The sequence below is a fragment of the Couchioplanes azureus genome (assembly GCF_014648355.1).
GTDB lineage: Bacteria > Actinomycetota > Actinomycetes > Mycobacteriales > Micromonosporaceae > Actinoplanes > Actinoplanes azureus.
Window position 1 is genome coordinate 423047 of record NZ_BMQY01000003.1, and the last position, 22140, is coordinate 445186.

Consider the following 22140-nt stretch of genomic DNA (forward strand, 5'->3'; position numbering starts at 1 on the left):
GCCGGCTTCAGCCTTCCACGCCGCACCGGCGACGTGGAACGCCCTGGGGACGAGTCCCAAGCGTGGCCTATCTGGCCGGCGCGCGGCCCGCGTAGTAGCTGCGGGCACGGTCGACCAGCTCCGGCGAACCGCAGCTCTCGGCCAGTTCGAGCCCCTCGCGCAGCACCCGCCGGGCCTGGGGGCGCCGCCGGGCCAGGTTGAGCAGGCCGCCGAGGTCGACCAGCGCCGACGCGAGCTCGAAGCGGCGCGGCGTACCCTGCAGCACCCGCACCGCTTCCTCCGCGGGCTCCTTGCCGGCCAGGCCGGGCCGCACCCGGCCCTGGATCCGCAGCGCCCGCCCGAGTGCCGACGCCAGGCCGTGGCGGCGGGTCAGGGCGACCTCCTCCGCGACCAGCCGCTCCGCCGCCTCGGCCGCGCCGAGTCCGGCCAGGACGGTCGCGGCGGCCGAGCGCCAGGGCAGGACGCCCGGATGGTCCGAGCGGCGGGCGGCCACCCGCTCCCCGCATCGGTACAGGTCGGCGAGCCCCTCGCCGGGGCGGGCGGATGCGGCGTGCAGCCGGCCCCGCACGTAGCGCAGCAGCAGGTATTCGCCTTCGTCGGGCAGGTCGCCGCCGAAGGGGGTGGCGGCGAGGAGGGCGTCCGCCGAGTCGAGCTCGCCGAGGTCCAGCCGGACCGCGATCCGGCGGGCCGTCAGCAGGGCCGCGGTGGGGCCGTCCGGCTCGGCGCCGGAGACCTGCAGGAGTTCGGCGGCGGCCTCCGCGTCGGCGCGCGCCGCGGCCAGGTCGCCCAGGCGGCGGGCCGACGAGCTGCGCTCCGAGTAGGCCATGACGAGACCGGCCGCCGCGCCCTCCCGTCCGGCGACCTCCACGGCCAGGGTGCAGCCCGCGTACGCCACGGCGAGGTCGTCGGCGTCGGACAGCCGGCGCAGGGCGCCCAGGTAGCGCGGCAGGTCGGCCGCCCCGTCGGGGGCCCGCACGGGCACCGGGCGGGCGTGGCGTGCGGCGATGTCGCGACCGGGGGCGGCCAACCTCGGGCGTGCGTCGCGGACGGTCATGGGAGGGTCTGTACCCCTTCCGGCGCAGGAGGCACCTCCCAGGTTTCCCCGCCGCGCCGAGATGCACAAGGCCCGTCCCGCGGAGGGGTAAACGCATCCGCGAGCAGAGACCGGCGTTTGACCTCGCAGATGCGAGCCCTATGCTACGGGCGTGGCGACGTACCGGATCGGCGAGGCGGCCGAGCTGCTCGGGGTCAGCGTGGACACCGTCCGGCGCTGGGTGGACTCGGGCCGGCTCGCCGCCGTCCGCGACGGGCAGGGGCATCGCAGCATCGCGGGCGCCGACCTCGCCGCGTTCGCGCGGGCGCTGGCCGACGAGCCGGACGCGGGGGCGCACCGTTCCTCGGCCCGCAACCGGCTGCGCGGCATCGTCACCGCCGTCGCCCGGGACTCCGTGATGGCACAGGTGGACCTGCAGGCGGGTCCGTTCCGGCTGGTGTCACTCATGAGCCGGGAGGCCGTTGAAGATCTGGGTCTCGAGGTCGGGTCCGTGGCGGTTGCCGTGATCAAGTCCACGACGGTGGTCGTGGAGCGAGGGGACGACAGATGAGGGCACGCGTGCGGGCGGCCGTCTCGCTGGCGGCGGTGCTGCTGACCGCCGGGTGCGACGCCGCCGCCGACGCGCCGGCGAACGGCTCGGCGTCCGGCGCGCCGGCCAGGGCGAACACCAGCACGGTGACGGTGCTCGCCGCGGCGTCGCTGACCGGGTCGTTCGACGAGATCGGCGCGCTCTTCGAGGGGCTGAACCCCGGCGTGGACGTCACCTTCTCGTACGGCGGCAGCTCCGGCCTGGCGCAGCAGATCACCTCGGGCGCGCCGGCGGACGTCTTCGCGGCCGCGAGCCCCGCAACCATGCGGACCGTCGTCGACGCCGGGGACGGCAACGGCGCCGCGGTGACGTTCGCGCGCAACCAGCTCGTCATCGCCGTGCCCAAGGGCAATCCGAAGGGGATCTCCTCGCTCGCCGCGCTCGCGAAGCCGGACGTCAAGGTGGCGCTCTGCGCCGAGCAGGTGCCGTGCGGCGCCGCCGCGGCGAAGGCGCTGGCGGCCGCCGGCGCGGCGGTCACCCCGGTGACCCAGGAGCAGGACGTCAGGGCGGCGCTCGCCAAGGTCAAGCTCGGCGAGGTGGATGCGGCCCTGGTCTACCGTACGGACGCCCGCGCGGCCGCGGCGGAGGTGGACGGCGTGGAGTTCCCCGAGTCGGCCTCGGCGCGCAACGACTACTCGATCGTCGCGCTGGCGAACGCCCCGAACCCGTCCGGCGCGAGCGCGTTCGTGACGTTCGTGCAGACGCCGCAGGCCCAGCGGGTGCTGGCCGACGCAGGGTTCCAGAAGCCCTGAGCCGCCTGCACCGCCGCGCGCCGCTGGTCCTGGCGATCCCTGCGATCGCCGGGCTGGCGTTCCTCGTGCTGCCCCTGGCCGGCCTGCTGGTCCGGGCGCCGTGGCGGACGCTGCCCCAGCGCCTGACCGAGCCCGAGGTCCTGGCCGCCCTGCGGCTGTCGCTGCTCACCGCCAGCCTGGCGACCGGCGTGTGCCTGCTGCTCGGCGTACCCCTGGCATGGTTGCTGGCCCGGAGCTCCTTCCCGGGCCGCCGGATCGTGCGGGCGCTGGTCACCGTGCCGCTGGTGCTGCCGCCGGTGGTCGGCGGCGTCGCGCTGCTGCTGGTCTTCGGCCGGCGCGGCCTGGTCGGTGAGTGGCTGGACGCGGCGTTCGGCGTCACCCTGCCGTTCACCACGACCGGGGTGGTGCTCGCGGAGGCGTTCGTCGCGATGCCGTTCCTGGTGATCAGCGTGGAGGGTGCGCTGCGCGGCGCGGACGCCCGCTACGAGGAGGCGGCGGCGACGCTCGGCGCCGGCCGGTGGACGGCCTTCCGCCGGGTCACGCTGCCGCTGATCGCCCCCGGGGTGGCGGCCGGGGCGGTGCTGTGCTGGGCCCGGGCGCTGGGCGAGTTCGGGGCGACGATCACCTTCGCGGGCAACTTCCCGGGGCGTACGCAGACCATGCCGCTCGCCGTCTACCTCGCCCTGGAGCGCGACGTCGAGGCCGCGATCGTGCTGAGCCTGGTGCTGCTCGCGGTCTCGGTGGCGATCCTCGCCGGCCTGCGCGACCGCTGGCTGGGTGCCGCGTGACCCTGGAGGCGAGGCTGGTCGTCCGGCGCCCGGGGTTCACCCTGGACGCGGCCCTGTCGGCGGCGCCGGGCGAGGTCGTGGCGCTGCTCGGGCCGAACGGCGCGGGCAAGACCACCGCGCTGCGGGCGCTCGCCGGGCTGACCGGCCTCGACGAGGGGCACGTCGTGCTGAACGGGCGCCGCCTGGAGCAGGTCGCGCCGGAGCGGCGCCGCATCGGCGTGGTCTTCCAGGACTATCTGCTCTTCCCGCATCTGTCCGCGGTGGACAACGTGGCGTTCGGGCCGCGCTGCCGCGGCGTCTCCCGGGCCGTCGCGAGAGCGCGCGCGGCCGCTCTGCTCGACCGCGTCGGGTTGGCCGCACACGCGGGTCGCAAGCCCCGGGAGCTGTCCGGCGGGCAGGCACAGCGGGTGGCGCTGGCCCGGGCCCTGGCCACCGAGCCCGAGCTGCTGCTGCTCGACGAGCCGCTCGCCGCCCTGGACGCGCGGACGCGGCTGGAAACCCGCACCCACCTGCGCGGTCATCTGAGCGCGCATCCGGGACCGACGGTGCTGGTCACCCACGATCCGCTGGACGCGATGATGCTCGCCGACCGGTTGATCATCCTCGAGGAGGGCCGGGTGGTGCAGACCGGCGACGCGGCGTCGGTGACGTCCGCGCCACGCACCGACTACGTGGCCCGGCTGGTCGGCCTCAACCTCTATCGCGGCCGGGCGGAGGGGAGCCTGGTCCGGGTGACCCCGGACTTCACCCTGACCACGGCCACGCCGCAGACCGGCGAGGTGTTCGTGGCGTTCCCCCCGGCCGCCGTCGCGCTCTACGCGGAACGGCCGGAGGGCAGCCCGCGCAACACGTGGCCGGCCACGGTGGCCTCGGTGGCCCGGCACGGCGACGCGCTGCGCGTCGAGCTGGGCGGACCGGTCGCGGTCGCCGCCGACGTCACGCCCGCCGCCGCGGTCCAGCTCGGCCTGGCACCGGGCCGCCAGGTGTGGGCCAGTCTCAAGGCCACCGAGGCCTCGTCCTACCCCGCCTGACGGCCCGGCCGGTCAGCCGGCGGTGAAGGTGTACGAGCCGGAGCCGAGCGCGTACGACGCCACGCCCCCGGCGAAGCCCTGCGGCACCGCCTCGGCCGGGGCGGTGACCGCGGTGGGCGCGGACGCGGGCACCTCGATCGTCGCGGCTATACGATCGGGCCGTGCGCTCGTTGCTCCGCTCCGCCTGGGACGAACCGCGCCCCGCCGCGGCACCCCCGCGGGTGTGGCGCGACTGGGCGCTGCTCGCGGTCCTGGGGGTCCTGATCCCGGTGGAAGCGCTGCTGCGGCCGGAGCTGCCGGCGCGGATCGCCTCCACCGTGCTGCTGCTCGCCCTGCTGCCGACCCTTCTGTGGCGCCGGACCCACCCGCTGGCGGCGGTGGCGGTGGCGTTCGGCACGACGGCCCTGCTGCCGCTGGTGACCGGCGGCGCAGTCGCGGAGGGTTACACCACGGCATACCTGCTGCTTCTGCCGTACGCGCTGGTCCGGTGGGGTTCCGGGCGGGAGATCACGCTCGGGTCGGCGATGGTCGCCGGCAAGATCCTGATCTGGTTCTTGACCGGCCCGGCCGCGCTCGGCGACGCCCTGGGCGGGATCGCCGTCATGTCCACCGTCACCGCGCTGGGCCTGGCGTTCCGCTACCGGTCCCGGGCCCGGCAGCGGGAGCTCGACGGGGTACGGCTGCGCGAACGCGAGCGGCTCGCCCGCGACCTGCACGACACCGTGGCGCACCACGTGTCGGCGATGGCCATCCGCGCCCAGGTGGGGCTGGCCACCTCCGACGCCGACCCCGGGGCGGCGGCCGAGGCGCTGCGGCTCATCGAGGCGGAGGCGGCCCGGGCGCTCGCCGAGATGCGGGCGATGGTCCGCGTCCTGCGCCGCGGCGAACCCGCCGACGTCACGCCCAGCCCGGGCATCCGCGACGTGACGGCCTTCGCCGGGCGCGGCCGCGGCGGGCCCGAGGTGGCCGTCGAGATCACCGGTGACGTGACGGACGTGGCACCCTCGGTCGACGCCGCGGTCTACCGGCTGGCCCAGGAGTCCGTCACCAACGCGCGGCGGCACGCCCGGCACGCGCGCCGCATCGAGGTGCGCGTCGACGCCGACGCCGACGCCGTCCACCTGCGGGTCAGCGACGACGGCGACGGCGCGACCGGCCCACGACCGAGCGGGTACGGGATCGCCGGCATGGTGGAACGCGCCGGCCTGCTCGGCGGCACCTGCGCGGCCGGCCCCGGCCCGGGCCGCGGCTGGACGGTCACCGCCACGCTGCCCCGTACCGGCGCCGCATGAGCATCCGCGTGGTCGTCGCCGACGACCAGGAGATCGTGCGCACGGGGCTGACGATGCTGCTCGACACCCATCCGGACATCACCGTGGTGGGCGAGGCGGCCAACGGCGGCCAGGCCGTGGACCTGGCCCGGCGGCTCCGCCCCGACGTGTGCCTCCTCGACATCCGCATGCCCGGCATGGACGGCATCGAGGCCACCCGGCTGCTCGCCGGCCCGGGCGTCGCCGACCCGCTGGCGGTCGTCGTCATCACCACCTTCGACCTCGACGAGCTGGTGTACGCGGCGCTGCGCGCGGGTGCCCGCGGCTTCCTGCTCAAGGAGGCGGGGGCCGCCCTGCTGGCCCAGGCCGTGCACGCCGCCGCCGAGGGGGACGCGCTGATCGCGCCGAGCGTCACCGCGCGGCTGCTGCGGACCTTCGCCGGCGCCGGCCCCGCCGGGACGCCCCGGCAGCCCGTCGACCCGCTGACCGAGCGCGAGGAGCAGGTGCTGCTCACCGTGGCGACCGGGCGGACGAACAGCGAGATCGCCGGCGACCTGCACATCAGCCTGAGCACGGTGAAGACGCACATCGCCAGCCTGATGGCCAAGCTCGGTGCCCGGAACCGGGTGGAGATCGCGATGTGGGCGTACGACAACCGCCGGGTGCCTCGGCCATAAGTACGGCTCGCGCCTCGGCCACAGGCACGGCCCGGCTCCGGCCTTTACCGCGATGATCCGGGGCCGGCACGCCGCGACGATCGACGTATGGCTTCCCGTACCTGGCTCGCACCCGCCGGACTCGTCGCGCTCGCCCTCGTGCCCTCGATCGCCGGCGCGCTGCGCCTGACCCAGCTCGCCACCGGGGCGGAGGCGACCCCCGAGCGGTTCGCCGACCTGCCGCTACCGGTGGTGCTCCACATCCTGACGGCGGTCCCGTACTGCGTCGCCGGCGCCTTCCAGTTCTCCCGGGACCTGCGCCGCCGCAATCCGCGATGGCACCGCGCCGCCGGGCGCGTCCTGGTGCTGTGCGGCCTGCTCGCGGCGGCGTCCGGCCTGTGGATGACGCTCGGCTCCGACCTGCCGGCTGCCGACAACGCGGCCACCAACGCCTACCGGATCGTCTTCGGCACCGGCATGATCGCGGCGATCGTCCTGGGCTTCGCGGCCGTGCGGCGCCGCGACTTCCGGGCCCACGAGGCGTGGATGATCCGGGCGTACGCGATCGGCATGGGCGCCGGCACCCAGGTCCTCACCCACGTGCCGTGGCAGGTCACGCTCGGCACGCCCAGCCCGTTTGCCCGCTCGTTCCTCATGCTGACCGGGTGGGTGGTCAATCTGGCCGTCGCGGAATGGCTCATCCGCCGGCGGCCCGCCCCGCACGCCCGCCACCCCCGGCCTCGGCGCGCGCTCACCGAAGCCTCAGCAAACACCCAACAAAGCCCCGCATAGTGGAGACCCGCCGACTGGAGGTAGCCCATGGGATCCCTGCTCGCCGTCCTGAGCCTGGTGTTGCTGCTGGTGCAGCTGCTGCTGATCGTGCGCGCGATCCTGGACTGGACGGTGGCCCTGGCCGGCCCGAGCCTGCCCGGCTCCTTCCGCTCGCGGCTCTCCGCAGCGGTCCACGCGCTGACGGAGCCGCTCCTCGCCCCGGTGCGCCGCATCCTGCCTCCGCTGCGGGTCGGCGGCGTCGGCATCGACTTGGCGTTCATCGTGGTCTTCCTGGCCATCATCGTGATCCGCTCGCTCCTGCCCTGACCCACACCGGCGCGAAATCGGGGTGCGGACGTCCGGAACCCTCGGCACCATGTCCGGATGCTCATCAGGCCGTACCGCGACGACGACTGGCCGCAGATCGCCCGCATCCACGACGCCGCCCGGCTCGACGAACTCCGCGACTCGGCCGGCGTCGCGGCGTTCCTGACGCTGGCACAGACCGCCGAGGGCGAGGGCCTCTTCGACGGCCGCGTCTGGGTCGCCGAGGACGGCGGCACGGTGGCCGGCTTCGTGGCCCACGACGACGCCGAGATCACCTGGCTGTACGTCGACCCCGCCCGCTACCGGCGGGGCATCGGCCGGGCGCTGCTGCGCCACGCGATGGCCGCCTGCGACGCGGAGCGGATCGAGGTGACGGTGCTCGCGGGCAACGCGGCGGGGCTGGCGCTCTACCGCGCGGAAGGCTTCGAGATCACCGAAACCAGGACCGGCCCCATGGTGGGCAACGAATCCTTCACCGCCACCGGCCACATCATGCACAGGGTCGCCCGCTGACGGACGCCCCGTCGTGCCCGATCGACCGGGCGCTGACCGCGAGCACAGTGACCGGGGGATCGCGTGGCGGCGGCCGGACGACGTGGAGATGCGGTGCCCGCGGCATGCGGTGCACTGCTCCGACCTCGGCCGGTGTCGCGTCTGCGCCGACTGCCCGGGGACGTGACTATGGCGGTCCGTCGTGGGCCGCCCCTGGCGGAGGGCGGCCCACGACAGGTCAGGCGCCGATGAGGCGCAGGGCCCCCGGGCGGACGCGGACCGTCAGCGGGCCCGGGGGCAGCCGCTCGCCGTCGGCGTAGAACGGGGTCGGGCGGTCCGTCGCGATGGTGACCTCGCGGATCGGGCGGCTGGTGATGCCCGGCATGGTGACGTGCTCGCCGCGGCGCATGGCGGTGAGCACGGGGACCAGCCGGCGGCGGTTCAGGTCGCCGATCGTCACCAGGTCCAGCAGGCCGTCGTCCAGGACGGCCGCCGGGGCGACCTTGAGCGCGCCGCCGTAGAAGGCGCAGTTGGCGACCACCACGGTGTTGCCGCGCACCTGTTCGCGTACCCCGTCGACGGTGAGGTCGTAGGTGAGGGGCTGCCAGCGGGCGAGCACGCCGACCGCCGCGATCTGGTACGCGATGGGCTTGCGCGGCAGGCGCCAGCGGTTGGCGGCGTCGTTGGCCGCCGCGTCCAGGCCGGCGCAGACGCTGCCGATGACCACGCGTTCGCCGGCCATCGCGACGTCGACCGGGCGGCTCGGGCTCTCCCGCAGGGCGGCGGCGAACGCCGCCACGTCGTCGCGGGGCAGGTGCACCGCCCGGGCCAGGTCGTTGCCCCGGCCGGCCGGCACGACGCCGAGCTCCGCCTCGGTGCCGAGCACGCCCGCGGCCACCGCGCCGACGATGCCGTCGCCGCCGACCGCGAGCACGGTGTCGCCGCCGGTGGCTGCCGCGGCCGCCAGCTCGGTGGCGTGTTCCAGACCGCGGCTGTACGTGACCTGCACCCGCGCGCCCGTGTCGCGCAGCGCCCGGGCCAGTTCGATCATCGTCGCCGCGGCGGAGCCGGAGCCGGCGGCGGGGTTCACCACGGCCGTGAACGCTTCGCGGATCATGGGAGCAGGATCCCCGGGTTCAGCACGTTGTGCGGATCCGTGGCCTGCTTGACCGCGCGCAGCACCGAGACGCCGACCGGACCGATCTCCGTGGCGTACCAGCTGCGGTGGTCGCGGCCGACGCCGTGGTGATGGGTGATGGTGGCGCCGGAGGCGGAGATCGCGTCGCCGGCCGCCTTCTTGGCCGACCGCCACTGCGCGACCGGGTCCTCGGCCTGCGCCGCCACCACCGTGTAGTAGAGGGAGGCGCCGGTCTCGTACACGTGCGAGATGTGGCACATGACGATCGGCGGCGTGCCGCCGTCGCCGAGGGCGCCGACCAGGGCGTCGCGGACCGCGGCGTACGTCTCGGGGAGCCGGTCCCAGAAGGTCGCGGTCTCCAGCGTCTCGGCGAGCGCGCCCGCGTCCAGCAGCGCGTCGCGCAGGTACGGCGCCCGGAACCGGCCCGCCTCCCACGCCTTGCCGGGCGCCTCTCCGAGCGGCTCGCCCCCGTATTCGGCGAGCCGTTCGGAGGGGTCCGTGCCGGCGAAGCAGCCGACGATCGCGAGGCAGCCGCCGCCGGCGTCGCTGGCCCCGGTCGCCGCGTTGATCATGGTCTCGGCCTCGTCGGAGAGCCGGAGCACCGCCGGCAGCGGCCCGTCCTGGGCGAGCGCGCGCACGGCGCGCATCCCCGCCTCGAAGGAGGGGAAGCTCCAGCCGGTGTAGTGCAGCTCGCGCAGCGGCCGCACGCGCACGGTCACCTCGGTGACCACGCCGAACGCCCCCTCGGAGCCGAGCAGGAGCTGGCGCAGGTCGGGGCCGGCCGCGGACTGCGGCGCCCGTCCGAGGTCGAGCGTGCCGGCGCCGGTGGCGGCGCGCAGGCCGACGACCATCTGGTCGAACCGGCCGAAACCGGCCGAGGCCTGGCCGCTGGAGCGGGTGGCCGCGAAGCCGCCGATCGTCGCGTACTGGAACGACTGGGGGAAGTGGCCGAGGGTGAAGCCCTCGGCGTTGAGCATCTCCTCCGCCCGCGGGGCGGGCACGCCGGCCTCGAAGGTCGCCGTGCGCGAGGTGCGGTCCAGGCGCACCAGCCGGTCGAGACGGCTCAGGTCGAGGGCGACCACGCCGGTGTAGCCCTCCCGGACCGCGCGCAGCCCGCCGACCACCGAGGTACGGCCGCCGTGCGGCACGACCGCCACCCGGTGCTCCGCGGCGATCCGCAGCACCTCGAGCACCTCGTCGTGCGTGGCGGGCCGGGCCACGCCGTCCGGCGCGTCGGGCAGCTCGCCGGTGCGGGCGGTGAGCAGGTCCTCGGTGGACATGCCGGCGCCGTGGCGCAGCCGCGCCTCGGTCGTGACGTCCAGGCCGGGGAAGTCCGGCAGCGGCGCGGGCGGGGCAAGGGCGGGCTCGGCGGCCGGGCGCGGCCCGGTCACGCCCAGAGCGGCCGTGAGCAGGTCGCGCACCGAGGATGGCAGCGTGACGGCGTCGGCGGGATCTCCCCAGCGGAAGGTGGTCATGCGTTACACTGTGACACATGACGTCAACTCGTAACAGTCCCTCCGCGCGCACCAATGCGGAGGACGCCCTGCTCGACGCGGCGCGCGAGTGCGTGCTCGCCGTCGGGCTGCGACGCACGACGCTGACCGACGTGGCCCGGCGGGCCGGTGTCTCCCGGATGACGATGTACCGGCGCTGGCCGGACATGGCGACCCTGATGGCCGACCTGATGACCCGCGAGTGGACCGCGCTGGTGATCGACGCCGAGGCCGAGGCCGAGGGCGGCACCGCCCGCGAGCGCATCGTCGACGGCCTGGTGCGCGGCGCCCGGGCCCTGCGGCGCCACGCGATGTTCCGCCGCGTGGTCGAGCTGGACCCGGAGGTGCTGGTGCCCTACCTGGTCGACCGGCGCGGCGGCGTGCAGGACGCCATCCTGGACCACCTGGTGAGCTGGATCAAGGGGGGCGAGGCCGACGGCTCGCTGCGCCGGCAGGAGCCGGTGCTGCTCGCCCGCTCCGCCATCCTGGCCATGCACGGGTTCGTCATCTCCGCGGGCACCATGCTGGAGCCGGGCGGCCTCGACGGCGAGGTCACCGAGGACGGGCTCGACGACGAGCTGCGGCTGCTCCTCGACCGGTTCTTCCGGCCATGAGCACGACCTCACTCTCCGCCGGCCGCCGCCTGCGCGAGCTGGCCGAGCTCTCCGGCGGCACCACGGTCGACCTGCTCGTCGTCGGCCTGGGCGTCACCGGCGCCGGCGTCGCGCTGGACGCCGCCTCCCGCGGGCTGTCGGTGGCCGCGGTCGACTCGGGCGACCTCGCCTTCGGCACCTCCCGCTGGAGCTCCAAGCTGGTCCACGGCGGCCTGCGCTACCTCGCGGGCGGGCACGTCGCGCTGGCGTACGAGAGCGCCGCGGAACGCCACGTGCTGCTGCGGCGTACGGCGCCGCACCTGGTCAGCGCGCTGCCGATGCTGCTGCCGCTCACGCCGTTCGTGCCGCGCTCGCGGGAGTGGCTGGTCCGCGCCGGGTTCACCGCGGGAGACGCCCTGCGGGCCGCGGCGGGCACCCCGAGCGCCGCGCTCCCCCGCTCCCGGCGGATCTCCGCGCCGGAGGTGCGCCGCCTGGCCCCGGCCGTGCGCCGCAACGGGCTGCGGGGCGGCCTGATGCAGTGGGACGGCCAGCTCGTCGACGACGCGCGGCTGGTGGTGGCGCTGGCCCGGACCGCGGCCGGGCAGGGCGCCCGCATCCTGACCCACTGCGCCGCCGAGGAGCTGCACGGCCGGGGTGCCACCGTCCGCGACACGCTGACCGGTGAGCACCACGAGATCCGGGCCCGCGCGGTGGTCAACGCCACCGGCGTCTGGGCCGGGCAGCTCGATCCGACGGTCCGGCTGCGCCCGTCGCGCGGCACGCATCTGGTGCTGCGCGCCGCCACGCTCGGCCACCCGACGGCGGCCCTGACCATCCCGGTGCCGGGCGAGACCAACCGGTTCGTCTTCGCGCTTCCCCAGCCGGGCGGTCTGGTCTACGCCGGGCTCACCGACGAGCCGGTCGACGGCCCGGTGAGCGACGTCCCGGAGCCCAGCGCGGTGGAGGTCGGGTTCCTGCTCGACGTGCTCGCCACGGCGCTCGACGTCACGGTGACCGAGGCGGACGTGGTCGGCCGGTTCGCCGGCCTGCGGCCACTGCTGGCCGGGCGCGCCGATCGCACCGCCGACCTGTCCCGCAGCCACGCGGTGCTGACCTCCCCCGGCGGCGTCACCACCGTGGTCGGCGGCAAGCTGACGACGTACCGCAGGATGGCGGCGGACGCGGTCGACGCGGCGGTGCGCCACGCCGGCCTCTCCGCGGGCCGGTGCCGCACGACCCGCATTCCGCTGGTCGGCGCGGCGCCGCCCGGCCGGCTGGCCGGCATCCCGGCGCCGGCCCGGCTGATCGCCCGGTACGGCGCCGAGGCCCCGGCGGTGCACGCGCTCGGCGAGGCGGATCCGCGGCTGCGCGAGCCGGTCGCGCCGGGCATCGAGGTGACCGGCGCGGAGCTGCTCTTCGCCGTACGCCACGAGGGCGCGTTGACCGAGGACGACCTGCTGGACCGGCGTACCCGCCTGGGGCTGGTCCCCGAAGACCGAGTCAGAGCCGTACCCGCCGCCCGGGCGGCCCTGGCTTCGGCGCGCCGGGAGGAGGGAAATCCACTAGCTGAGTGAGCGCTCGCTCATTAAGCTTCCCGGCGTGACTTCTCCATCCGGTGAGGCCCGGCGGCGACGGGTGCGTGCCATGGCACCCGACGACCGCCGGGCCGCACTCATCACCGCCACCGTTCCGCTGCTGCACGAGTGCGGGCTCGAGGTCAGCACGCGACAGATCGCCCAGGCCGCCGGGGTGGCCGAGGGCACCATCTTCGGCGTCTTCCCCGACAAGGGCTCTCTCGTGGTGGCCGCCCTGATGCACGCGCTCGACCCGCGGCCGACGGTGCAGGCCATCGAGGCCATCGACCCCGCCGCCCCGCTTCGCGACCGGTTGGCCCGCGCCGCCACCCTGGTCAACGAGCGGTTCGCCAGCAACGCCCATCTCCTGGCGGGCGCCCGCAAGCTGCTCTTCGCCTCGGACTCGCATCCCGACGCCGCCGCCAAGATGGCCCGGGGCCGCGAACGGCTGCATTCCGCCATCGCCGCGCTCATCGAGCCCGACGCCACGCTGCTGCGGCGCTCACCGGGGACGGTCGCGCGGCTGCTTCTGCTCTTCTGCGGAGCGAATTCCTTCGGACCGTTCGGCGACCCGGCGGGCTTCGACGGGGACGAGATGGTCTCGCTCCTGCTCGACGGGCTGCTCGTCACGCCCGGGGCCGACCACGGGGGTGACGACCGGTGCTGATCCGACTGCTGCGCGCGCGGCTGCGGCCGTACCGAAAATCGATCTTCCTGGTGGTGCTCTTCCAGTTCGTCGCGACGCTGGCCACGCTCTACCTGCCCGCGCTCAACGCCGACATCATCGACCAGGGGGTCGTGCCCGGCGACACGGGTTACGTGCTGGAGGTGGGCGCCGGGATGCTCGGCGTCACGCTGGTCCAGATCGTGGCGCAGGTGGCCGCGGTGTACTTCGGCGCGCAGGTCGCCATGGCGGCCGGGCGCGACATCCGGGCCGCGCTCTTCTCCCGGGTGATGGAGTTCTCCGCCCGCGAGGTGGGCCAGTTCGGGGCACCCTCGCTGATCACCCGCGTCACCAACGACGTGCAGCAGGTGCAGATGCTGGTGCTGATGGGCTTCCTGCTCATGGTCTCGGCGCCGATCATGTGCGTGGGCGGCATCCTGCTCGCGCTGCGCGAGGACGTGCCGCTGTCCGGGCTCCTCCTGGTGATCGTGCCGCTGCTGCTGATCGTGGTGGTCGTGCTGATCGCCTTCATGCGCCCGCTGTTCCGCGGCATGCAAACGCGCATCGACACGGTGAACCGGATCATGCGCGAGCAGATCGCCGGCATCCGGGTGATCCGCGCCTTCGTCCGCGACGAGCGCGAGCAGGCCCGGTACGGCACCGCCAACGACGCGCTCACCGACGTCTCGCTGCGGGCCGGCAAGCTCATGGCCCTGATGTTCCCCACCGTGATGCTCGTGGTGAACGTCTCGAGCGTCGCGGTGCTGTGGTTCGGCGGGCACCGCATCGACGGCGGCGCGATGCAGATCGGCGAGCTCACCGCGTTCCTCAGCTACCTGATGCAGATCCTCATGGCGATCATGATGGCCACCTTCATGCTCGTGATGATCCCCCGCGCCGACGTGTGCGCCGAGCGCATCCAGGAGGTGCTGGGCACCGAGCCCTCCGTGCGGCCGGCGGGCGCCCCGGTCACGACGCTCGACCGGCACGGCCATCTGGAGCTGCGCGACGTGGACTTCCACTATCCCGGCGCGCAGGCGCCGGTGCTGTCCGGGGTACGCCTGCAGGCCCGCCCCGGCGAGGTCACCGCGGTCATCGGCAGCACCGGCTCCGGCAAGACCACGCTGCTCAACCTGGTGCCGCGGCTCTTCGACGCGACCGGCGGCACGGTGCTGGTCGACGGCGTCGACGTCCGCGACCTCGACCCCGGGCTGCTGTCGCGCACGGTCGGCCTGGTGCCGCAGAAGCCGTACCTGTTCACCGGCACGGTGGCCTCGAACCTGCGCTACGGCAACCCGGACGCCACCGACGACGAGCTGTGGGAGGCGCTGGAGGTGGCACAGGCACGCGACTTCGTCGAGCGGATGGAGGGCGGGCTCGACGCGCCGATCGCCCAGGGCGGCACCAACGTCTCCGGCGGTCAGCGGCAACGGCTGGCGATCGCCCGGGTGCTCGTGCACCGGCCGGAGATCTACCTGTTCGACGACTCGTTCTCGGCGCTCGACTACGCGACGGACGCGGCGTTGCGGGCGGCCCTGGCCCGCCGGACCGCGGACGCCACCGTGGTCATCGTCGCGCAACGGGTCAGCACCATCCGCGACGCGGACCGGATCGTGGTCCTGGACGACGGCGTGGTCGTGGGCACCGGCACCCACGCCGAGCTGATGGCCACCAACCAGACGTACCGGGAGATCGTGCTCTCGCAGCTCACCGAGCAGGAGGCCGCGGCATGACCGACTGCACCGAGCCTCGCTTGCCGGCGGCGAGCGAGGGCCGGGACGGCGAGGGCCAGGAGGGCATGCCCATGGGGGGAACAGCGTGACGACCACCGAACGGCGGCCGCCGCCGCCTGCCCTGGGGCCTGCGCGGATGATGGCCGGTCAGATGCCGGCCGAGAAACTGCAGGACTTCAAGGGTTCGAGCAAGCGGCTGCTCGGCCTGCTGCGCCCGCAGCGGGCGCTGGCCGCGCTGGTGCTGCTGTGCGGCGTCGCCGGCGTGACGCTGTCGGTGATCGGGCCGCGCATCCTCGGGCACGCCACGGACGTCGTCTTCGCCGGCGTCGTCGGTGGCGCCCTGCCCGCCGGCGCCGGCAAGGAGGAGGTCGTCGCCCAGCTGCGGGCGCGTGGCGAGAACGGCCGCGCCGACCTGCTGGCCGCCGTGGACTTCGTGCCGGGCCGCGGCGTCGACTTCGACCGGCTCGGTGACATCCTGCTCTGGGTGCTGGCGATCTACCTCGCGGCATGGCTCTTCGGGGTGATGCAGGGACGGCTGACCGCACGGGTCGCGCAGAACGCCGTCCACCGGCTGCGCCGCGACGTCGAGGCGAAGCTGTCCCGGTTGCCGCTGTCGTACTTCGACCAGCAGCCCCGCGGCGAGGTGCTCAGCCGGGCGACCAACGACACCGACAACATCGCCCAGACGTTCCAGCAGACCATGGCCCAACTGGTCACGGCGCTGCTGATGATCGTGGGGGTGCTGGCGATGATGTTCTGGATCTCGCCGCTGCTGGCGGTCATCGCGCTGGTCACCGTACCCGTGTCGATCTGGGTCACGACCCGCATCGGCAAGCGCTCGCAGCCGCAGTTCGTCGCGCAGTGGAAGACCACCGGGAAACTCAACGGCCACATCGAGGAGATGTTCACCGGACACTCGCTGGTCAAGGTCTTCGGTCGCGGCAAGGAGGCGGCGGAGACCTTCGAGAAGCACAACACCCAGCTGTACGCGTCCAGCTTCCGTGCCCAGTTCATCTCCGGTCTGATCCAGCCGGCCATGATGTTCATCAGCAACCTCAACTACGTGCTGGTGGCCGTGGTGGGCGGCCTGCGGGTCGCCTCGGGCTCCCTGTCGCTCGGCGAGGTGCAGGCGTTCGTCCAGTACTCGCGCCAGTTCAGCCAGCCGCTGACCCAGGTGGCGAGCATGGCCAACCTCGTGCAGTCCGGGGTGGCCTCGGCGGAGCGGGTCTTCGCCCTGCTCGACGCGCCGGAGCAGGAGCCGGACCCGGCGTCGCCGGGAGTGCGGCCGGGCGCGGGCCGGATCGCCTTCGAGCACGTGTCGTTCCGCTACCTGCCGGACCGGCCGCTGATCGAGGACCTGTCGTTCGTGGCCGAGCCGGGGCAGACGGTGGCGATCGTCGGTCCCACCGGTGCCGGCAAGACCACCCTCGTCAACCTGCTCATGCGCTTCTACGACGTGACCTCGGGGCGCATCACCCTCGACGGCGTCGACATCGCGACGCTGCCCCGGGCCGAGCTGCGCGAGCGGGTCGGGATGGTGCTGCAGGACACCTGGTTGTTCGGCGGGACCATCGCGGAGAACATCGCCTACGGCGCGGACGCACCGTCCGATGCGGACGTGGCCGTGGCCGCGGAGGCCGCGCACGTGGACCGCTTCGTGCGGACCCTGCCGGACGGCATGGACACGGTGATCGACGAGGAGGGCTCGAACGTCTCGTCCGGCGAGAAGCAGCTCGTCACCATCGCGCGCGCGTTCCTGGCGGAGCCCAGCATCCTGATCCTGGACGAGGCCACCAGCTCGGTGGACACGCGCACGGAGGTGCTGATCCAGCGGGCGATGAACACGCTGCGCTCCGGGCGTACGTCGTTCGTCATCGCCCACCGCCTGTCGACCATCCGCGACGCCGACGTGATCCTGGTGATGGAGGACGGCGCGATCGTCGAGCAGGGCACCCACGACGAGCTGATCGCCTCCGGCGGGGCGTACGCGCGGCTGTACTCGGCGCAGTTCGCCGAGGCCGCGGTCGACGTCGACTGACGCGGTGCGGGACAAGCGGAAGGGGGCGGCCCGGCGGGCCGCCCCCTTCGTCGTTACCAGGTGGTTCAGCGCACCGTGACGCGCGCGCCGTTCGAGTAGTTGGTCAGCATGCCGACGTCACCGTCGCCGAGGACCAACGCCTTGAAGTAGACCGACGACCCGGACCGCAGACCGGTGAGCGTCTTGACGAACTTGCCGTTCGCGTCCAGCGTGCCCGAGGCGACCGTGCTCCAGGTGCCGCCGCGGTTGGCGCGCAGCAGGCGGACCGAGAGGCCGGCCACCCGCGGGTCGCCGAAGACCGACAGGGTCGCGGTGCCCCGGCTGGACGAGCGGGCGAAGAAGTCCGGGGACTGCTTCAGGTTCACCTTGATCGTGTTCGACTGGGCGTCGCCGACGGTCGTCCGGAACCACCAGCCGGTGGTGGTGAACTCGGGGTGGAACTCGTACGCGCCGCCGGTGGCGGTGGCGGTGCCGAGGTTCTCCCACGTACCGTTCACGTCGCTGCCGACCGGGGTGCCCCACAGGGTCACGGTGGCCCCGGCGGCGGCCGTACCGGTCAGCTCCAGCGAGCCGACGCCGAGCCGGTACGGGGCCGCGGCCTTGAGGGTCGGGGTGTTCCCGGCCGGCGGGGTCGTGCCACCGTCGCTGGCCGCGATGGTGACGACGCCGTTGACGACGGTGCCGTTGACGGCGTTGCCGGAGGCGAGGATGGTCTCCGGGCCCTCGGGCGTGGCGTCGTCGGCGAGCTTGATGCCCTTGATCACCTTCGGCGCCCCGGACAGCGTGCCACCGGTGACGACCACCGACACGGTGCCCGGGTTGGTGAAGTCGTCCGTCGACGCGGCGGTGCTGCCGTTGACGGACGCGCCCGCGAAGTTGATGTTGAAGGTCGTGTCGCTCTGCGCGACGCCGGTGACGAAGCCCATGACGTTCACGGTCTCGCCCTCGTTGCCGGTGACCGAGGTGACCTCGAACGACGGCATCTCGTCGTCGTTCTTGATCGTCAGGTCGGCGTCCGTGGGGTCTCCGTCGACGTTGGCCGACGGCGTCAGCTCGATCGACACCGTCTCGTCCGGCTCGAAGACCTCGTCGCCGTTGACCAGGTAGAACAGGTAACCCGTGGTCTGGCCCGCCGGAATCGTGATCGGATCCGTCGGCTCCAGGAAGTCGATGTCGCCCGCGGGGTTGCCCACCACCGCATCGGTGGCGCTGCCGCCGGTGCCGGTCAGCGTGAACGTCGTGTCCTGGTAGCTGGCGTTCGACAGCTTGATCGGGAACACGGCCACGGAGCCCGCGTCGCCCTCGTTCATGATGATCGGCGCGACGCTGAACGTCGGCGCGTCGTCGTCGTCGGTGATGGTGTACTCCACCGTGCCGGCGACGCCGTTGCCCGAGACGTCCGCCCCGGAAGCGCTCAGGGCGATGCTGAACGTCTCGTTCGGCTCGTCCATGGTGTCGCCGACGATGTCCACGGTGAAGGTCTTGGTGGTCTCACCGGGCGCGAAGGTCAGCGTGTCGGCCTTCTCGAAGAAGTCCGCGACGTCCGTGGCCGGGGTGGCGCCGGATGCCGCGACCTCGTAGTCGACGGTGACCTCGCGGCCGGACTGCTTGCTGAGCTTGACGGTGTAGGTCTTGGTGACCTTGCCGCTGCTGCCCTCCGTGATCGCCGCGGTGGGCGTCAGGGTGGCCGTGGGAGGCGGGTCGTTGTCCGTGATGGTGCCCGTCGCCTCGGTCTCGTCATCGAGAACGCCGACGGTCGGGTTGCTCAGCGTGACGTGCATCGCCTCGGTTTCCTCGGCGATCGTGTCCGACACCGTCCGGACCGAGATCGTCTGCGCCGTGGCACCGGCGGCCGGGGCGTTGGAGGTGGCGGCGGGGAACGTCACGGTGCCGCTTCCGGCGGTGTAGTCGGTTCCCGCCTTGGCGATCCCGTCCTCCCAGTCCGCCTCGTCCGCGCCGGGACCGTCGGCCGTGGTCCACGCCGCCGTGACGGCGCGCTCCGAGGCCGGGCTGAGCGTCACGGGGAAGGCGAGCGTGTCGGGCTCGCCGACGGTGTCCGCACCGATCGTGATCTTGGACTGTTCCTCGTCGTCCTGGATCGTGACGGTCTCGGTCTCGGTGCCCGTGACGGTGGTGCTCGTGCCACCCTTGACCTGGAAGGTCTGCTGGCTCTCCTCGTACAGCGGGTCGTCCTCGATCGGGATGGTGACCTCGTCCACGGTGGTGGTCGCGCCCACCGGGATGGTGATGCTGTCCGTGGTGGTCGTGTAGTCCTGGCCGGCCTTGGCGGTGCCCGCCACGGTGCTGAGCGGGATCGTGACGGCCTTGCCCGACGGCTCGTCCAGCTCCGCCGTCACCGTCACCTCGCCGGCGGAGAGGTCCTCGGCGGGCGACGGGTCGCTGACGATGAGCGTGTAGCCCGGGGCGGCGTCGTCGTCGGTGATGGTTCCCGTGGCGGTGTCGGTCTCCGCGCCGGCCGTCAGGGTGAGGTCGAACGATTCGGCGGGTTCGTCCGTCGTGTCCTGCAAGGTCTTCACGGTGATGAACAGGCTGTCACCGCCGTAGTTGCCGTCGCCGTCGGCGGTGGTGTCGGCCGGGAACGAGAGGGTGCCGGTGTCGTCCGTGAAGTCGGAGTCCGCCGTCGCCTCCCCGTCCGCGGTGCCCCCGGTGAGCGTCCAGGTGATGTCCGTCTTGGTGGCGTACGAGGCCTGCTTCTCCGCGCGCTTCACTTCGAAGACGATGTCCTCGCCCTCGTCGGCGGAGAGGGTGGCGTCGACGATGGTGAAGTCGGTGATGGCGGCCTCGGCGGGCGCGGTGATGAAGACGGCCGGGGCGAAGGCGATCGCACCGGCGACGGCGGCCGAGAGGACCGTCCGGACCGACTTGGGTCCACGCAGCATGAACGGTACCGAGCCGCTCTTGGCCGCATGGGCTGGTAGATAGCGCATGTGTTTCTGTCTCCTTCGGCGGCTGGGCCGCCTCCCCCTCGGGAGGTCCCTGGCTTTGCGTCCCCGCCTCTCGACGGGTTTGCCTTTTCTCGGTGCCGCACGCGACGGCGGATGGAGCGCCGGCCTCGAAGCCGGTGCGGCGCGCGCTCGGAAGCACGGGGACAAAGCTCGCACTTGGGAACTGCGCCGACCGTACTCTAACCACGGATTTGGGGGCCTGTGGGGGAAATGGACTTTTAGGTCGGATGGCCCCCTCGGCACGGTTTTGGGGCCAGCGGTGATCATCCGTTCGTTCCAGGTCACCGGCTTGCCCCGCACCGCAAAGGGATCGCCGCTACCCTCCGCGGCACCGGCGTCCGCAACGCTTTCCGGCACCGCGGAACGGCATTAACTACAGGAGGGAGCGAAACGGGCCGGGGGGTTGATCTCGATTTGGTAACGCTCCCGACTTTTCCGTGCGGCCGGACGTACTCACCCTCGAGCGTGACCGCGGCACCGGACATGTGCGGACAAGCCTGATTCGCCGTCCGAGGAATTGCCCGGCGCTCTCTTTAGCCCTGCCTTAAGCGTGCATTAGACCCTGATGTGCGAGGCTGTGATCTTCCCGCCTTCCCGCTACGCTCCGACATCGACAAACCACAAGGGAGAGTTGATGTCGCCCAGGGCGCACGCGCCGGCCCACGCGCCGGCGCCACGACGGGGGATCCGCAGCACCCGATCGCTGGTCATCATCGGCACGGCGGTCACCGCCGTCACCGCCGCGACGCTCGTCCCCGTCTTCGCCGGCGACGACAACGGGCTGACCCTGCACCCGGTCGCCGACACGACGGTCACCCAGGTGCGCCAGGACGGCGACACCAGCGCCAAGACGACGCTGGCGAGCTGCCCCGCCCTCTGCGACAACAACCCCCGCGGCCGGCGTGACGCCACCCTCGAGTTCGCGGTGCACAAGCTCCCGGCCAACGCCACCCGGGTGAAGGCGACCCTGCGGGTGTACGCCTGGCACGACGTCACGGCCCGCATCGTGGCCCGCACCATCCCCGGCAGCGTCGGCGCGGCCGGCAATCCGGACCGGATCGCGTCCGCCGCCGCCCCCACCGGCGCCCCGGCGCTGAACGCGGTGAAGAAGGGCTACAACGAGTTCGACGTCTCGGCGTCGGTGCGGCGCAACGGCACGTACACGTTCGCGCTCTCGCAGGAGACCCGCAACACCCGCATCTACTGGGCGTCGCGGGAGAACGCGAAGGACCAGCTGCATCCCGAGCTCGTGCTCTCCTACGAGACGAGCGGCAAACCCAGGCCGGCGCCCACCACGCCCGCGACCGCGCTGCCCCCGCCCACGACGGCACCGCCCAGGCCTACCACGCCGCCGACCACCACCAAACCGGCGCCCACCAAGACCACCACGGCGCCCACCAAGCCGCCGGCGCACACCGTCCCCACCTCCCCGCCGGGCTGGAAGCTGGTCTGGAACGACGAGTTCACCGGGGGCAAGGTCGACCTCTACAAGTGGAACCTGCGCGACGGCGAGGGCCGCGACATGGACCTCGGCTGCAACGTTGACGACCCGAAGAACACCTTCGTCAGCGGCGGAAACCTGACCCTGCGCGCCCTGCGGGAGAATTCCACCTGCAGCTCGCAAAATCGGCAGTACACCCAGTCGTACCTCGACACCATCGGCAAGGCCTCGTGGAAGTACGGCCGCTTCGAGATCCGGGCCAAGTCGCCGAACAAGCCCGAGACGTCCCAGGGCCTGTGGCCGGCGTTCTGGCTGCGCCCCGACGACGGCGGCAACGGCGAGATCGACGTGACCGAGCTCCCCGGCGGCCAGGGCTGGTACGACCAGTCCACCGCGGCGATCTTCTGGGACTACAGCCCGGTCAAGCAGGACACCCGGATCGAACTGCCCAGCGGCGGCATTCCGGCGGACGGCTTCCACACGTACACCACCGAGTGGGACGCGAACGCCCTGAGGTGGTACATCGACGGCAAACTCGTCTGGACCCGGGACCGGACCACCACCCCGTGGTACGACAAGGCGTTCCACAAGCCGTACAACATCCGGCTGAACTTCCAGGTCGGTGGCTGGCTCGGCAACCCGGACGCCAAGACGCAGTTCCCGGCCGACTTCGTCGTCGACTACGTGCGGGTGTACCAACGCTGACGCTCATCCGACAGGGCCCCGGGAGCTGACCCCGGGGCCCTGTTTTTCATGACAGACCTTCACC

The 22140-nt window shown here is 73.4% G+C and carries 19 protein-coding genes and 1 riboswitch; of the genes, 15 read left to right on the forward strand and 4 right to left on the reverse strand.

Annotation, left to right across the window (positions count from 1 at the left end; genetic code table 11):
* Window positions 1-67: 67 nt before the first annotated feature.
* Window positions 68-1054, reverse strand: coding sequence for a hypothetical protein (locus IEY99_RS13170; RefSeq protein WP_189202887.1), 987 nt, complete (start codon window positions 1052-1054; stop codon window positions 68-70).
* A gap of 151 nt (window positions 1055-1205) precedes the next feature.
* Between IEY99_RS13170 and IEY99_RS13175 the strand changes: the two genes are divergently transcribed.
* The 9 genes from IEY99_RS13175 to IEY99_RS13215 all read left to right on the forward strand — a co-directional run bounded on the left by IEY99_RS13175 (window position 1206) and on the right by IEY99_RS13215 (window position 7752).
* The gene (locus IEY99_RS13175; protein WP_189202889.1) at window positions 1206-1604 is read left to right on the forward strand and encodes a TOBE domain-containing protein; all 399 of its coding nucleotides are present in this window, start codon (window positions 1206-1208) and stop codon (window positions 1602-1604) included.
* Window positions 1601-2395, forward strand: coding sequence for a molybdate ABC transporter substrate-binding protein (modA, locus tag IEY99_RS13180; protein ID WP_189202891.1), 795 nt, complete (start codon window positions 1601-1603; stop codon window positions 2393-2395). Before IEY99_RS13175 ends, modA begins: the two co-directional genes overlap by 4 nt.
* Window positions 2392-3183, forward strand: coding sequence for an ABC transporter permease (locus IEY99_RS13185; RefSeq protein WP_189203577.1), 792 nt, complete (start codon window positions 2392-2394; stop codon window positions 3181-3183). The genes modA and IEY99_RS13185 overlap by 4 nt, the downstream gene beginning before the upstream one ends.
* On the forward strand, window positions 3180-4214 hold the full coding sequence (locus IEY99_RS13190) for a sulfate/molybdate ABC transporter ATP-binding protein (RefSeq protein ID WP_189202893.1): 1035 nt from the start codon (window positions 3180-3182) through the stop codon (window positions 4212-4214). Before IEY99_RS13185 ends, IEY99_RS13190 begins: the two co-directional genes overlap by 4 nt.
* 161 nt (window positions 4215-4375) lie before the next feature.
* Window positions 4376-5506: a sensor histidine kinase gene (locus tag IEY99_RS13195; protein WP_189202894.1), complete on the forward strand. Its 1131-nt coding sequence runs from the start codon at window positions 4376-4378 to the stop codon at window positions 5504-5506.
* Window positions 5503-6162: a response regulator gene (locus IEY99_RS13200; protein ID WP_189202896.1), complete on the forward strand. Its 660-nt coding sequence runs from the start codon at window positions 5503-5505 to the stop codon at window positions 6160-6162. Before IEY99_RS13195 ends, IEY99_RS13200 begins: the two co-directional genes overlap by 4 nt.
* Window positions 6163-6249: 87 nt before the next feature.
* A complete protein-coding gene (locus IEY99_RS13205; protein ID WP_189202898.1) occupies window positions 6250-6933 on the forward strand; it encodes a DUF2306 domain-containing protein in 684 nt (227 codons plus the stop codon).
* A 27-nt stretch (window positions 6934-6960) separates the two neighbouring features.
* Window positions 6961-7239, forward strand: coding sequence for a YggT family protein (locus IEY99_RS13210; RefSeq protein ID WP_189202900.1), 279 nt, complete (start codon window positions 6961-6963; stop codon window positions 7237-7239).
* 57 nt (window positions 7240-7296) lie between these two features.
* Complete coding sequence (locus IEY99_RS13215) at window positions 7297-7752, forward strand: GNAT family N-acetyltransferase (protein ID WP_189202902.1); 456 nt, start codon at window positions 7297-7299, stop codon at window positions 7750-7752.
* A gap of 217 nt (window positions 7753-7969) precedes the next feature.
* On the opposite strand, the gene IEY99_RS13220 is transcribed toward IEY99_RS13215, so the two are convergent.
* A complete protein-coding gene (locus tag IEY99_RS13220) occupies window positions 7970-8848 on the reverse strand; it encodes a diacylglycerol/lipid kinase family protein (RefSeq protein ID WP_189202904.1) in 879 nt (292 codons plus the stop codon).
* Window positions 8845-10344, reverse strand: coding sequence for an FAD-binding oxidoreductase (locus IEY99_RS13225; protein ID WP_189202906.1), 1500 nt, complete (start codon window positions 10342-10344; stop codon window positions 8845-8847). Before IEY99_RS13225 ends, IEY99_RS13220 begins: the two co-directional genes overlap by 4 nt.
* Window positions 10345-10361: 17 nt before the next feature.
* Between IEY99_RS13225 and IEY99_RS13230 the strand changes: the two genes are divergently transcribed.
* The 5 genes from IEY99_RS13230 to IEY99_RS13250 all read left to right on the forward strand — a co-directional run bounded on the left by IEY99_RS13230 (window position 10362) and on the right by IEY99_RS13250 (window position 16964).
* Window positions 10362-10976, forward strand: coding sequence for a TetR/AcrR family transcriptional regulator (locus IEY99_RS13230; protein ID WP_189202908.1), 615 nt, complete (start codon window positions 10362-10364; stop codon window positions 10974-10976).
* Window positions 10973-12529, forward strand: a complete 1557-nt coding sequence (locus IEY99_RS13235; RefSeq protein ID WP_189202910.1) for a glycerol-3-phosphate dehydrogenase/oxidase — start codon at window positions 10973-10975, stop codon at window positions 12527-12529. The genes IEY99_RS13230 and IEY99_RS13235 overlap by 4 nt, the downstream gene beginning before the upstream one ends.
* 70 nt (window positions 12530-12599) lie before the next feature.
* Window positions 12600-13196, forward strand: a complete 597-nt coding sequence (locus IEY99_RS13240; RefSeq protein ID WP_189202912.1) for a TetR/AcrR family transcriptional regulator — start codon at window positions 12600-12602, stop codon at window positions 13194-13196.
* Entirely contained in the window at window positions 13190-14926 is a 1737-nt protein-coding gene (locus tag IEY99_RS13245) for an ABC transporter ATP-binding protein (RefSeq protein ID WP_189202913.1), read from the forward strand. The genes IEY99_RS13240 and IEY99_RS13245 overlap by 7 nt, the downstream gene beginning before the upstream one ends.
* 136 nt (window positions 14927-15062) lie before the next feature.
* Entirely contained in the window at window positions 15063-16964 is a 1902-nt protein-coding gene (locus IEY99_RS13250) for an ABC transporter ATP-binding protein (protein WP_189203579.1), read from the forward strand.
* 65 nt (window positions 16965-17029) lie between these two features.
* Here IEY99_RS13250 and IEY99_RS13255 read toward each other — a convergent pair whose 3' ends face one another.
* Window positions 17030-19912 carry a Calx-beta domain-containing protein gene (locus IEY99_RS13255; RefSeq protein WP_189202915.1) on the reverse strand — a complete coding sequence of 961 codons (2883 nt, stop codon included), beginning with the start codon at window positions 19910-19912 and terminating at the stop codon, window positions 17030-17032.
* 14 nt (window positions 19913-19926) lie between these two features.
* Window positions 19927-20006: riboswitch (cyclic di-GMP riboswitch) on the reverse strand.
* Between the two features lie 558 nt (window positions 20007-20564).
* Between IEY99_RS13255 and IEY99_RS13260 the strand changes: the two genes are divergently transcribed.
* Complete coding sequence (locus tag IEY99_RS13260; protein WP_189202917.1) at window positions 20565-22076, forward strand: glycoside hydrolase family 16 protein; 1512 nt, start codon at window positions 20565-20567, stop codon at window positions 22074-22076.
* Window positions 22077-22140: the final 64 nt, after the last annotated feature.

Excerpts from the sequence above, each read along its gene's own strand:
- IEY99_RS13240 (WP_189202912.1), top strand. The coding sequence starts at position 12,600 with ATGGCACCCGACGACCGCCGGGCCGCACTCATCACCGCCACCGTTCCG.
- IEY99_RS13170 (WP_189202887.1), bottom strand. The coding sequence starts at position 1,054 with ATGACCGTCCGCGACGCACGCCCGAGGTTGGCCGCCCCCGGTCGCGAC.
- IEY99_RS13225 (WP_189202906.1), bottom strand. The coding sequence starts at position 10,344 with ATGACCACCTTCCGCTGGGGAGATCCCGCCGACGCCGTCACGCTGCCA.
- modA (WP_189202891.1), top strand. The coding sequence starts at position 1,601 with ATGAGGGCACGCGTGCGGGCGGCCGTCTCGCTGGCGGCGGTGCTGCTG.
- IEY99_RS13255 (WP_189202915.1), bottom strand. The coding sequence starts at position 19,912 with ATGCGCTATCTACCAGCCCATGCGGCCAAGAGCGGCTCGGTACCGTTC.
- IEY99_RS13235 (WP_189202910.1), top strand. The coding sequence starts at position 10,973 with ATGAGCACGACCTCACTCTCCGCCGGCCGCCGCCTGCGCGAGCTGGCC.
- IEY99_RS13200 (WP_189202896.1), top strand. The coding sequence starts at position 5,503 with ATGAGCATCCGCGTGGTCGTCGCCGACGACCAGGAGATCGTGCGCACG.
- IEY99_RS13210 (WP_189202900.1), top strand. The coding sequence starts at position 6,961 with ATGGGATCCCTGCTCGCCGTCCTGAGCCTGGTGTTGCTGCTGGTGCAG.
- IEY99_RS13215 (WP_189202902.1), top strand. The coding sequence starts at position 7,297 with ATGCTCATCAGGCCGTACCGCGACGACGACTGGCCGCAGATCGCCCGC.
- IEY99_RS13220 (WP_189202904.1), bottom strand. The coding sequence starts at position 8,848 with ATGATCCGCGAAGCGTTCACGGCCGTGGTGAACCCCGCCGCCGGCTCC.
- IEY99_RS13230 (WP_189202908.1), top strand. The coding sequence starts at position 10,362 with ATGACGTCAACTCGTAACAGTCCCTCCGCGCGCACCAATGCGGAGGAC.
- IEY99_RS13250 (WP_189203579.1), top strand. The coding sequence starts at position 15,063 with ATGATGGCCGGTCAGATGCCGGCCGAGAAACTGCAGGACTTCAAGGGT.
- IEY99_RS13205 (WP_189202898.1), top strand. The coding sequence starts at position 6,250 with ATGGCTTCCCGTACCTGGCTCGCACCCGCCGGACTCGTCGCGCTCGCC.
- IEY99_RS13260 (WP_189202917.1), top strand. The coding sequence starts at position 20,565 with ATGTCGCCCAGGGCGCACGCGCCGGCCCACGCGCCGGCGCCACGACGG.